At 62.4% G+C, this 12214-nt stretch carries 10 protein-coding genes; 4 read left to right on the forward strand and 6 right to left on the reverse strand.

Annotated elements, in window-relative coordinates:
- Positions 1–27: 27 nt before the first annotated feature.
- The gene (locus VFW93_RS13845; RefSeq protein WP_329694573.1) at positions 28–1287 is read right to left on the reverse strand and encodes a glycosyltransferase WbuB; all 1260 of its coding nucleotides are present in this window, start codon (positions 1285–1287) and stop codon (positions 28–30) included.
- A gap of 356 nt (positions 1288–1643) precedes the next feature.
- Here VFW93_RS13845 and VFW93_RS13850 point away from each other — a divergent pair, with 356 nt between their 5' ends.
- Positions 1644–2069 (forward strand): putative colanic acid biosynthesis acetyltransferase, encoded by a 426-nt coding sequence (locus VFW93_RS13850; protein WP_329694574.1) that lies wholly within the window; start codon positions 1644–1646, stop codon positions 2067–2069.
- The gene (locus VFW93_RS13855; RefSeq protein ID WP_329694575.1) at positions 2062–2919 is read left to right on the forward strand and encodes a glycosyltransferase family 2 protein; all 858 of its coding nucleotides are present in this window, start codon (positions 2062–2064) and stop codon (positions 2917–2919) included. The genes VFW93_RS13850 and VFW93_RS13855 overlap by 8 nt, the downstream gene beginning before the upstream one ends.
- A gap of 11 nt (positions 2920–2930) precedes the next feature.
- Here VFW93_RS13855 and VFW93_RS13860 read toward each other — a convergent pair whose 3' ends face one another.
- Entirely contained in the window at positions 2931–4097 is a 1167-nt protein-coding gene (locus tag VFW93_RS13860) for a glycosyltransferase (protein ID WP_329694576.1), read from the reverse strand.
- Positions 4098–4483: 386 nt separating this feature from the next.
- Between VFW93_RS13860 and VFW93_RS13865 the strand changes: the two genes are divergently transcribed.
- Positions 4484–6097 carry a DUF1800 domain-containing protein gene (locus tag VFW93_RS13865; protein ID WP_329694577.1) on the forward strand — a complete coding sequence of 538 codons (1614 nt, stop codon included), beginning with the start codon at positions 4484–4486 and terminating at the stop codon, positions 6095–6097.
- 83 nt (positions 6098–6180) lie between these two features.
- A complete protein-coding gene (locus VFW93_RS13870; RefSeq protein ID WP_329694578.1) occupies positions 6181–7545 on the forward strand; it encodes a DUF1501 domain-containing protein in 1365 nt (454 codons plus the stop codon).
- Here VFW93_RS13870 and VFW93_RS13875 read toward each other — a convergent pair.
- From VFW93_RS13875 to VFW93_RS13890, 4 genes are all read right to left on the reverse strand, one after another.
- A complete protein-coding gene (locus VFW93_RS13875; RefSeq protein ID WP_329694579.1) occupies positions 7525–9135 on the reverse strand; it encodes a hypothetical protein in 1611 nt (536 codons plus the stop codon). The genes VFW93_RS13870 and VFW93_RS13875 overlap by 21 nt on opposite strands.
- Positions 9125–10318, reverse strand: coding sequence for a glycosyltransferase family 4 protein (locus VFW93_RS13880; RefSeq protein ID WP_329694580.1), 1194 nt, complete (start codon positions 10316–10318; stop codon positions 9125–9127). The genes VFW93_RS13875 and VFW93_RS13880 overlap by 11 nt, the downstream gene beginning before the upstream one ends.
- A gap of 3 nt (positions 10319–10321) precedes the next feature.
- The gene (locus tag VFW93_RS13885) at positions 10322–11380 is read right to left on the reverse strand and encodes a glycosyltransferase (protein WP_329694581.1); all 1059 of its coding nucleotides are present in this window, start codon (positions 11378–11380) and stop codon (positions 10322–10324) included.
- On the reverse strand, positions 11352–12214 hold an 863-nt coding region (locus tag VFW93_RS13890; RefSeq protein ID WP_329694582.1), incomplete at its 5' end, for a glycosyltransferase family 4 protein. The genes VFW93_RS13885 and VFW93_RS13890, both read right to left, overlap by 29 nt.

Here is a 12214-nt window from a genome sequence, read left to right on the forward strand (position 1 = left end):
TGAGGAGTGGGCGCTGCCCTCCCGAGTTCAGTTCGCTTCGTTTTCCGTATAGACACCGACCGCAGCAGGCAGCCTTGCCATTTCGAACTGGCCCATCCAGCGCGCCAGGATGCTCTCCTTGGCAAAGCTGTGCTCGGCGTAGGTGCGCGCGTGGGCGCCCAACTCCTGGCGGCGTGCCGGTGCATCAGCCAGCACCTGAACGGCCTGAGCCAGCGAACTGACACAACCTGGCCGCGCGATGATGCCGCAGTGGGTCAGCACGTTGGCCAACTCGGTGTGGGCGTGGCAGGTGGCCACGACAGGGCGGCCACTCGACAGCATGCCCGTCAACTTGGAAGGCAACACCAGGTCCTCGGCTTCGGCGCTCTGCGTGAGCAGGTGGATGTCGGCCATGCCCAGCAGCTCGCTGAGCTCTTCCTTGGGCTGTAGTGGCAGCAGGCGAACATTGGGCAGATCCGCGCAAGCGGCCTCGATGGCGGGCCGCATCACGCCGTCACCACAGATCACGAACACGATGTCCTTGCGGTGGGCCAGCAAGCGCGCCGCAGCTGGGATGGCGGGCAGATCCTGCTTGCTGCCCCAAGTACCAGAGAACATGGCCACGATCTGATCGGGCTTGATGCCCAGTCTCTCGCGATAGCTGCTGGGTTTGTCCAGCGGGTTGACGCCGGCGGTGTCAACCCAGTTGGGGAACAGTTCGATGGCATCGGGCTGAACGCCCTTGCTGCGAAGCTTCTCCATCATCTTGCTCGAGATGGTAGAGACCTTGTCAAAGCGGCGCAGCAGATGGCGCTCGCACCACAGTGTGGCGTTCTTGAGAATTCGACCCTTGAGCATGCTCATCTGGAAGGCCACGTCGACTTCGAAGTCCTGCACGTGCAACCAGGCGGTGGCGCCACACAGGCGCGCGGTCAGCCAGCCCATGGGGGCACAGGCCAGGGCGGGTGCCACGGTCAACACCACATCGGGGTTCCAGGCCAGTTGACGCAGCATCACCGGGGCGGAGCTGATGGCAAAACTGAGCGTATGCAGAATGCGCTTGAGGCCGTTCGGCCTGGCCGGTACCCACAAGGGGGCACGCCAGACATCCACGTTCTGGATGCGCTCGCGGCGATACATCGGCCAACGGTAGCCTTCGGCGATCTTCCAGTTCGGGTAGTAGGGCGGCGCAGCGACGACGCGGACGTCGTGGCCTTGCGCGGCCAGCCACTCGGCCATCTCGCCAGAGTATTTGCCGATGCCGGTTGGCTCGGGGGCGTAGTTCGCGCTGTAGATCAGGATTTTCATCGTTGGCCTCTTGGCTGCGGATGATTCAAAAAGCGTGTAACGCCACCAAGTCGCGGGGAATAGTCCGAACGGCGAAGGTGTTGCTGACCGGTGTCTGTGGTTCGTGTGAGGGGCGAGGAGATTCAGTTGATGTGATCCGAATGGCTCATGTCTGGACATGTCTGCGTTAAGCCCTTCACGCATCATCAGCGTCTTGACAAGATTCACCACACAGGAGCTCGCTCGTGATCCTTCAGGGGACTGATTCCCGCGCCGGCCCATCGTTTTCCTTGGGCAACCGTGTAGCGCGTGCTCTCTGGGGGCTTGCCTGGGCCTTGCTGTTTCGCCCGTCCCCGAGGCCGCTGCATGCCTGGCGCGTGAGCCTCTTGAGGTTGTTTGGTGCGCGCATTGGTCAGCAGGTGCATATCCATGCCTCCTGCAAGGTATGGGCACCATGGCAGCTGGAGATTGAAGACCGGGTGGGCGTCGGTGAGCGTGCGATCTTCTACAACATGGGCAGGCTGCACATCGCCAGGGAGGCCGTGATCTCTCAAGGCGCCCACCTTTGCGGCGGCACGCATGACTACAACGATCCCCTCTTTCAACTGCAGGCGGCAGACATCCACATTGGCGAGCAGGCCTGGGTCTGCACCGAAGCCTTCGTTGGCCCGGGTGTATCGGTGCCGAAGGGGTGTGTCGTTGGTGCACGCGCTGTGCTCACGAGAACGCCAGTGGACGGGGAGTGGGGCGTGTACGCAGGCAATCCAGCCCGACGAATCAAGACGCGGAGGCTACGTGGCTGAGAACCCGATCAAAGTGTCGGTGTTGATCCTGACCAAGAATGAGCGCGCCGATCTGCCCGGCTGCCTGCGCAGCGTCTCCTGGTGCGACGATGTGCATGTCTATGACTCCGGCAGCACGGACGACACCGTGGAGATCGCGCAGCGCATGGGCGCCCACGTGACGCAGCGGACTTACACCAACTCGGATGCGCCCTTCGGGGGCGATGAGGCCGGGCATCGAAACTGGGGACTTCGGCACATTCCCTTCAAGCACGAATGGGTGCTGGCGCTGGATGCCGACGAGCGCGCGACAGACAGCCTCGTGAAGGCCTTGCGCAACTTGTCGAGCAGCCAGACCAGCCTGGTGGGCTTTCGCTTGCTGCGCAAGGATTACTTTCTGGGGACCTGGATCCGCCACGTCACGGTGACGCCCTATCAGGTGCGCATCTTCAAGCCTGCGCACGTGTCATACGAACGTGTGATCAACCCGGTCACGCACATTGATGGCGAGGTGGGGGATCTGGATGCGCACTTTGACCACTATCCTTTCAGCAAGGGCATCAGCCACTGGTTCAGCAAGCACAACGGTTACAGCAGTGAAGAGGCCCGTCACATCGTGAGTGCGGCCGATGCGAACGCGTCCTTCAGCCTGATCAAGGCTGTCTTCTCGCGCGACATCAGCGTGCGCCGCCGGCACCAGAAGGGCCTGTACTACCGATTGCCATTGCGCCCGCTCGTGATGTTCATGGGGCTCTATATCGGCAAGCGCGGTTTTCTCGATGGCCGCGCCGGCCTGGTGTATGCGATTTTGCGCGCCATCTACGAGTACATGATCGTGCTCAAGGCCGAGGAGCTTCGGCAACAGGGCTAGAGGGCTGGCAGTCAGGCCTGGTCCAGGATGGCCTGATAAATGCGCTCGTAAGCATCGATGGCATGTTGGCGCGTGAACTGTGCTGCCCATTCCATGCGGCGCTGGATCAGCTCACTGTCTGACGCGGCACCCGTGGCGATCAGTTCGTCGACGAGGGCGGCGCCATCCCGCGCCCACGCATCCTTGTCCATGCCGGGGCGCAGCACGGGCAAATAGTGCGCCAGCGGCCCGCCGATTTCGTTCATGGGGGCATCATCGCTGGTGATGACCGGGCATCCGCATGCCTGGGCCTCGATGATGGGCCAGCCAAAGCCTTCAGCCAGGCTGGGAAAGAGAAACACCTGCGCCAGCGAATAGGCCGCCTGGATGGCCTCGTTGCCCAATCCCTGCGTGAACGTGACCTGGCCTTGCGAGGGTACCTCAGCCAGTGCCTTCAGGACGTCAGATGAGTTGGGTTCAGGGCTCACCATCAGCAGGGGGAGGGGCGTGGCGTGCCTTGCCGCGTAGCGCGCATAGAGTCGAATGACGCCCGCTGTGTTCTTGTACCACTGGCCTCCGCCGATGTGCAGGACGTGCCCACGCTCATCAGCCGGTACGCCTGCTTGCCGCAAGGCCTCCATGGCTTGAGTCTGTGCCATCCGCTGGTAGGGGTGGTTCAAGCCGTTGTACACGACTTCAGAAGTCAGGCCGCGAACGCCTCCAAACTCCGCCAGATCACGTTTGGTACGTTGGGACACGCTGATGAAGTGCGAGGCTTTGCTGAAGCCTCGGCGTATGTAGCGCTGGTAGACCTGCCCGGTCAGCGAAGTGGGGTTCTCGGCGATCAGACCCAATGCGGATCGCAGTGCCAGCAGATCATGCGCGTGAACCACGTGCGGCCTTTGATGCACGAGCGGAACCCAGGGGCCCAGCGCCTGATCGCAAAAGACATACAAGGTGCGGGCCGACTGTGAGCGAAGGCGCCACCGAACCTCCAGTGGAAAGAGGATGTACTGGTCCACATAGCCAGCCCATTTGGCCAGTCGCGTACCTTCCAGTCGGCGGTGGCAACGATCTTGGGGCGACCAGTACTCGATCTGATGGCCTTTGTCCTTCATGGCTTCACCAATCATTCGGGCGAATCGCGGCATGCTTTGGGACCGCATGAATGGCGGGTGGCAGAAGAAGACCAGGTGCATGCAAGGCTCGACAGCGATATGGCAATCTGCAGTGTGCAGAACCTGTGCGACGTCCTCATGACAAGACGATCGAGTGACAGCCGTAATCGGATGTAAGAGCTACCAAAAGGCCGCAGTTATCCGCGCGACAACACGCCCTGGAATGCCGATGATGACGCGTTGTTGACCAATTCGGCTTGTTGATCTTCAGGCCATGATCCGTTCGGACTATGTTGTTTTGTACATCGCGTTGGCGTATGCCACTGAGTGCCGCAGTCATCTGTCTTGCCATGCTGCCATTGGGGGCTTGCAATGGCAGTGAGGCATCCCCGGAGACCGGTTCTCCTTCGACCAATTTGTCTCAAGGCGCAAGGTTGCAGGGGGCCGGACTGAATGCGACCGCCGGCTTGACTCGTCAGCAGGCCACACGCTTTCTCACGCAGGCCACGTTCGGTCCTACTGCATCCGATGTGAACCACCTCATGTCGACGGGCTATGCCGGGTGGATCGACGAGCAGATGGCCATGCCCATGAACGGGCTGTCTCACGTCGCTCATTGGGATGCTGCGGACGCCAGGCTGCTTGCGGTCACCGACGGGCAGCGGGCCAGCAGTGGCGAAACCACCGGCAGTTTCTGGCGGCGGGCGTTGTCCGGTCAGGACCAGCTTCGGCAGCGCGTGGCTTTTGCCCTGTCGGAGATCTTCGTGGTCTCCATGCGAGACAGTTGCGGGGACAACGCCTACAGCCGAGGCGTGGCCGACTATCTCGACATGCTGGGACGGCAGGCCTTTGGCAGTTATCGTGATCTGATCGAGAGCGTCGCGCTGCATCCCGTCATGGGTTGCTACCTGTCGCACATGAAGAACCAGCCCGCCGATTCACGGACGGGTCGCGTGCCGGATGAAAATTTTGCACGTGAGCTGATGCAGCTGTTTTCGATTGGCCTGTACGAACTTCAAATGGATGGCACGCTGCGCACCGATGGCAGTGGCGCACCGGTGGAGACCTATGGCCCTTCAGACATCTCCGGGTTGGCATCGGTCTTTACAGGGTGGAGCTGGCGTTGCCCTCAGGGGCTCACGTCAGCCTGTTTCTACTCCGATCCGGGTATGCCGGTGCAATACACAGGTCGCATGGCGGCCTATTCGAAGTACCACAGCACGGATGAGAAGGTGTTCCTGGGTACGCGCATCGGTGCCAGCATGTGGGCTACGCCCCAGGGTAGCTTGAAGGCCGCACTGGATCGCATCTCGGCACATCCCAACGTCGGGCCATTCCTGAGCAAACAGCTCATCCAGCGCCTGGTGACCAGTAATCCCTCTGCCGCCTATGTGGGGCGCGTGAGCCAGGCCTTTGTCAGCAGCGGGTCCAACCTGGGGGCCATGGTGCGCGCCATCTTGCTGGACCCGGAGGCGCGTGACGATAGCAAGGTGAACAGTGATCAGTTCGGCAAGGTGCGTGAGCCCATCTTGCGCTTCACGGCCTTGCTGCGTGCCACCGGCGTGCATTCGGACAGCGGCTTCTATCAGCTCACCAATACGACGGACGAAGGCCAGTCCCTGGGGCAGTCGCCTTTGTCTGCGCCGTCCGTGTTCAACTTCTTCCGGCCGGGTTTCAAAAGCCCAGGTAGTCAGTCGGCCTCGGTGGGGCTGTTGACGCCGGAACTGCAGATTGCCAACGAGACCACCGTAGCGGGCTACGTGAACTTCATGGCTGGGCTTGTGCACCATGGCGTGGGGCGTTCCGGCTTTGATGGCAAGGCGTCGCGCCAGGACATTCAACTTGACATCAACACCCGTGATCAGCATCCCTGGCTGGCATTGGCAGATCACCCCACCGAACTGGTCAATGAGATCGATCAGGCCCTGATGTACGGCACGATGCCTGTTGGCTTGGCGCAGAAGATCGCCGACACCTTGGCGTCCATCCAGGGGCTGGATACGTTGACCACGCGGCGCGATCGGGTTCGCGCTGCCTTGTTGCTCACGGTAGCTTCGCCTGACTTCGAGGTGCAAAAATGAAAAGCGGGATATCAATGCCAGTTGGCGAACGTCGGGGCTTTTTGAAACACTTGCTCCTGAGCCCTGCGGCTTGTTCGCCCTTGATGGCTTCCCTGGCCGCAGTCAGCGCTCAGGCCGCCACGTCTTCGGATGACTACAAGGCGCTGGTGTGCGTGTATCTGCATGGTGGCAATGACAGCTTCAACACGGTGCTGGGCACCAGTGAGAGCGACTGGCGGGCCTATACCAGCGTGCGCAATCAATCGCCTGCGCCCATCGCCTTGAGCAATGTGTTGCCACTGCAGAGTGTGGATACGGGCTCACCCGCGCTGGCGCTGCATCCCATGCTGGCGCCTGTGCTGCCGCTCTACAACGCGCAGAGAAGGTTGGCCATCGCGGCCAATGTCGGCACCTTGATTGGCCCGTTGAGCAAGGCGGCTTACACAGCAGGCACGGCGGCGCGCCCACGCAAGCTGTTCTCTCACAACGATCAGCAGAGTACCTGGCAGTCCCTGGCACCAGAGGGCGCAACGCAAGGTTGGGGCGGCCGCATGATGGACGCCCTCATGGCAGGGCAGGATCGCAGCCTGTTCACCGCCATCACCGTCAGCGGCAACGCCTTGTGGCTCTCAGGGCGCGACGTTCGTGCCTATCAGGTGGCTTCTGGTGGCCCGGTGCGAATGGGGGCGGCCCAGGGCATGGATGCGCTCAGTCAGGCCTTGCACGACGTGGTGGCAAGCAGCCATAGCCGTCATGTGATGGCCATGGACCTCGCGGACGTGAACCAGCGCAGCCTTCAGGCAGAGAGACAACTCAGCGCAGCGATCCCTGGCAATGGGCTTGCGCCCTTCGGGCCGGATGACACCGTGCTGCGCCTTCGGCAAGGCAGTGGCATGGTGATCAATCCGCTGGCCAAGGCCTTGCAAACGGCCGGTCGCATCATTGCCAGTCACCAGACGCTGGGCTTGCGTCGCCAGATCTTCTTTGTATCGCTGGGTGGCTTCGATACCCACTCGGGGCAAAGCGCGCAGCATGCCTGGCTCATGGCGCAACTTGGACATGGCCTGGCCTACTTCGACAACCTGATGCAGAGCCTGGGCCTGGGTGACAAGGTCACCACCTTCACGGCCTCGGACTTTGGTCGGTCGTTCACCAGCAATGGCGATGGCACTGATCATGGGTGGGGCGCGCACCATTTCATCATGGGCGGCGCCGTGCAGGGCGGTCGCCTGTTTGGCACCTGGCCCAGGTTGAGCGTCAAGAACACGCGGAACAACGAATTTGACGGCAGTGACGATCAACTGCTCAATGGTGTGCTGCTGCCCAGCTTGTCCGTCGAGCAATACGGTGCCGCGCTGGGTGCCTGGCTGGGTGTATCTAGCAGCAGCCTGAGCGATGTCTTTCCCAATCTCGGGCGCTTTGATCGATCGCCCTTCGGCAGTGGCGGCTCAGGTCTGTGGCGCGCCTGACCAGTTCTTGCGCCCCACGCCGAACAGGCCCAGCATGGTGCTGACCAGGGCCAGTGCCAGGGCGTACAGCAAGGCCTTCTGCGGGATGTCACGCAGCAGCATGGAGGCTTTGAAGGCCAGTGATTCGCCCCCCATGCCATACACAAAAATGGGCCAGGTGGCGCAGAGGGTGGCGGGCGAGATGAAGTGACCGCTGTCCAGCCTGGTCAGGCTGTCGAGCACCATGAAGGTCAGCAACATCAGGGCCGCGGATACAAAGGGCATGAAAGGCCCCGTGAGGGCGTAGACATCTGCCCACATCGAGCCTGTGACATAGGAACCCATGTCGGCGCCGGTCATGAGGTTCAGGTGCACGTCGCCCATGGAGAACATGTTGTCGTTCTTGTCCAGCGGGATGTCGAGCAGGTCCAGCGCGTTCTGAGGCAGCATCGCCAGGGTATGGCGCCAGATTGCATTGCGCAGCTCCTTCACCTCCATGTCGCTGAGATCCTGTGACAGGAAGAACATGTTGTCGTGGAACTTGGTCTCGGAAAAGCGTGCCAGTGCGGGGTTGCTCAGATAGGTCTCATCGTAGGGAAAGATGATGGCGTCCAGAATGCGCTCGTCTCGTGCGCGCTGGATGCCTGTCTTGTCGAAATAGGCCTCAGCGGTACCCCGCAGCATCTCCATCGGCGTCGACTTGTCGCGCTTCTCGCGCATCATCGACATGGCGGTGACCAGGTCGGACACGATCCAGACGCCGGCGGCCAGGATCACCGTGCTGGCAAGCAGGCGCCACACGGTCTTGCTCGTCGCCGGGGTGTCGTCACGTGCGACGTACAGCAGATAGACGAACAAGGCCTGAATCGGGCCGATGAACATGATCTGCCGGAAGTTGCGTACCACCGCTACCGCCGTGATCAACAAGGCGTACACCACGATCACCGGGATGTGCCGTCCAAGCTGGCAATACTGACCGTCCTGCAGTTTCTGGTAGAACGGAATCATGAAAGGCAACCACATCAGGAAGCCCGCCGCCGCGATGAACTTGCCGCCCACGTCACCTGTGGCACCCCCGCCCATCACGTAGGCCAGAAACCCGATGATGGACAGCAGCCAGATCACATGCACGGGCGGCACCTTGAGGATGCCCAACGGCGACCAGACATGCCGCGCCACGCCATGAGTGACATTCTGGATGGACGTCAGGTGCCGGTAAGCCCAGTGCGTGGCGATGGCCACCACATGCAACATGGCCAGCAGGGTGAAGGTGAGAACGGGGGCGCGCAGCCAGCGGATGAAGCTGCTCATGTCCATGGTCTGTATGAGCAGGGACGCCAGCTGGCTCGTCACCGTCATGCCCAGCAGCGCGAGCGCCGACATGGGGTGGGTGACCAGGGCCTGGCTGCGCCAGATGTACAGCAACATCAGGCTGGAGCTCACAGCCGTGCTGGCGACGCAGATCACGTTGTCGGTGTCGCGGCCCAGTTTGAGCACCTGGAGTGCGGCAGCGAGCCACAGCACGCACAGCAGCAGGACGAAGAAGACGTCGATGGGACGCCACTGGCGCTGTCTTTGTGCCATGTGGCTTGCTGGCAGATCAAGTTGCATGGACGAACTCCCTCATCACCTTGACCATGGCCTGCGCGGCCGCTTCGGTCGTATAGGCGTTCATGCCTTCCGTGGCCCAATCGAAATCGCGGGGCAGGTCCATCACGGATGCCAATGCATGGGCCAGTGAGGCGGCACTGCCTTCGGGAAAGACGCGGGCGCGGTCCCAGTGCCCGAATTCGTACTTGCAGCCCACCGTGTCGCTCATGACCACGGCGCAGCCGGCGTGCAGAGCTTCGTTGATGACCAGCCCCCATGCTTCACGCCGCGAGGGCAGCACGACCACATCGCAGGCCAGGTAGTAGTCAGGCAGGCCGGACTGGTTGACAAAGCCGCAGAAGGTGCTGGCCGTGCCAGAAGACGTCTGCAAGCGCAGGGCCTGGGCCGCCAGTGAGGACTGCAATCGCCCTGCGCCTACCCACATGAGGTGCAACTTCTGCTGCGCCGCACGGGGCATCTGGGCCACGGCGTCCATGATCAGGCCGGGGTTCTTGATGTCGATCAGCTTGCCAAAAAAGCCGATCACGACGGTGTCGGGCGCCAGGCCGAGGCGGGCTCGCAGGGCTTCACGTCGGCGCTGCTTCTCAGCGGTTGACATGTGGGAGACGGCATCCACCACCGAGAAATGGGCCGTACTCAGTTGCCGATCCGAGAAGCCGTGTCGACGCAGGTGTTCGCGGTTGAGATGCCCGAAGGAGAAGGCATGCTTCACGGGCGCATACATGGCGCGATAGGCCAGATGGCGCGCGGCGGCTTTCAGGCGGCCTCGTGTGCCGGCCTGCATGGCATCCTGCGTTTCCTGGCGGATCAGAATGGGCACCCGCAGGCACAAGGCCGACAGATAGGCAGCGTGATCGAAGCGGTAGTACGCCTGGGTGAGCAAGACAGCCTTGGGTTTGTCCCTGCGCATCAGCGACCACACGCCGCGCCCTGTCAGGCTGCGAGGGCCGCTCAATGGCACACCGTGCTCCGTGTTCAGGATCCTGAAGTCATAGCCTTGCAGCAAGGGCGTGTCCCAGGCAACAGCCTGGCCGAACTCGCGGTCCACATGCCCGGATCGCACGGAGGCGTCCGTGGCGTAGATGACTTCGAAGGTCCCGGGTGCCATGCGTGCCATGGCCTGGTACACGGGCGCCTTGTACTGAACGGGGTGGCTGTCGAAGATGTAGACCTTGTTCACCATGTGTCAGGCCCTTTGTTGAACAGGTGTGCGCATGCCCAGGCGTGCCCACGCACGACGTACGAGGTCTTCGTTGCCACATTGGTTGCGCAGCAGGCGTGCGCGGCCGGCTGCGCGGATGTGTTCTCTGCGCTCGGCATCGGCCAGCAGTTCCCGGCAGCGCTGGATGCACTCTTGCGGATCCGACCAGAACACGGCTTCTTCACCTTCCCGGTACAAGGCCTGGTGCTCATCGGTGCGTTGGCCACACAGCAAGCCGCCCGCAGCGGGGATCTCCATGGTGCGGGTGGTGTGTTGATCGCGGTTGGCGCGTGACAACAAGCCCAGGCAAAGCTTGGCACCGCGCAAGGCGTCGACGTAGTCCTGACCGGCTACGGAAGGGCCACGCCAGTGCGGACGAAGTCGATCCCAATGAACCGAGCGTTCCCATCCGTCGCCCCAGATGGCGGGGTTCAAGCCAGCGTCGATCAACTGCAGGAGAAACAAGTCTCGCCCTTCGCGCTTGTGGTTGCCGCCGATGAAGGCGACGTCGCTCTGAAGATGGGTGGGTACCGGTCGGTTCGCGATGTCGACCTGGTGTCTGACCTCGTCATACGTCATCCAGCTGCGCAGCACGTCGCGGGCCTGGTGGTGCTTGTATTCCGCCACATTGGCCTCTCGCACCACGATGCACAGGTCATAGAAGGGGATGGCCTGGCGCAGCCCCATGAAGCGCAGCCTGTCGCGGGTGCCGGTGGGGTCGTCGTGGTTGAACAGCACGATGGGCACGCCCACGCGTCGCAGCAACTGCAAGGTGGCTGCCGACAGGAGTTCGCCGCTGTCGACCCAGATCAGATCGAGCGACGGCGTGCGCTGCAGTTCGGCCTGAAGCCATGCCTGCACGGCAGGAGCCAGCAACAGATAACCGCTGCGGTAGTGCAGCCGGCCTGCCCAGCCATGCAGGCGTTGCCCCATGGCCTGCAAAGGATCCAGGTGGATCACCTCCGCGCCCAGTCGCCGCATGGCGTCCGCGCGATGCCGGGTGGTGGAGGCAGGGTCACTGACGCCGATGTAAAGCACGCGCATGGGGTGTTGCTGCCACAAGAGATTGATAGAGGGTATAGGCCTGGTCGCCATAACGCTGCCAGCCGCCGACACCTTGCACGGCGCGCAATGCTTCCTCGCGCAAGGCCTGTCGCCATTCGGGTTGATCGGCCAGACGCTGCAGTTGCGCGGCCAGGGCATCCGCGTCGCCTGCCTGAAAGATCAGGCCACTGCGGCCGTCCTCGAACGCATCCCAGGCGCCGGTGTGGGTGCTGGCCACCGGTACGCAGCCACAAGCCATGGCCTGGGACAGCACCATGCCAAATCCGTCCTGCATGCTGGGCAGCACCAGCGCGTGTGACCTCGACATGCGCCGTGCCAGTTCGTGTTGTGGCAGATGCCCGAGCAGTTGTACTTCTTCGGGCCACAACTTCAGGGTCTTCATCCTGGCGATGAAGCCTTCATCTGGCGTCCCGGCCAGCCACAGGCGCTTGCGAGGGTGTGCCAGCGCGCGAAACGCCTGAAGCAAGTAGGGCACGCCCTTGTTGAGCGTCATGCTGCCGGCGTACAGGACGTCGAAGCCATGCGGATCAGGCTCGCCTTCAGGCTGGAAACGGCTCACATCGACACCATAAGGCAGCAGGTGGATGCGGCTGGCATCCACGCCTCGTTCGATGAAGCTGCGCTTGCTGAAGGTGGAGGGCACCGTGATGGCGTCCGCCTGGGCGTACTCCTGCTCCTCCTGATCCATCACGCGAGGGTCGATGCCATCGAAGGGCAGGCCCCAGCGCTCGGCCTCTGATCGCATGAGCTGATCCTGTGTGCGGATGTGCGCGGAGCCGCGGTCGCACACGTAGATGGCGCCGCGGGCTTGTG

Origin of the sequence: Aquabacterium sp., from assembly GCF_036279675.1 — a bacterium.
Taxonomy (GTDB): domain Bacteria; phylum Pseudomonadota; class Gammaproteobacteria; order Burkholderiales; family Burkholderiaceae_C; genus Aquabacterium.

Excerpts from the sequence above, each read along its gene's own strand:
- VFW93_RS13870 (WP_329694578.1), top strand. The coding sequence starts at position 6,181 with ATGGCTTCCCTGGCCGCAGTCAGCGCTCAGGCCGCCACGTCTTCGGAT.
- VFW93_RS13860 (WP_329694576.1), bottom strand. The coding sequence starts at position 4,097 with ATGCACCTGGTCTTCTTCTGCCACCCGCCATTCATGCGGTCCCAAAGC.
- VFW93_RS13875 (WP_329694579.1), bottom strand. The coding sequence starts at position 9,135 with ATGCAACTTGATCTGCCAGCAAGCCACATGGCACAAAGACAGCGCCAG.
- VFW93_RS13880 (WP_329694580.1), bottom strand. The coding sequence starts at position 10,318 with ATGGTGAACAAGGTCTACATCTTCGACAGCCACCCCGTTCAGTACAAG.
- VFW93_RS13885 (WP_329694581.1), bottom strand. The coding sequence starts at position 11,380 with ATGCGCGTGCTTTACATCGGCGTCAGTGACCCTGCCTCCACCACCCGG.
- VFW93_RS13845 (WP_329694573.1), bottom strand. The coding sequence starts at position 1,287 with ATGAAAATCCTGATCTACAGCGCGAACTACGCCCCCGAGCCAACCGGC.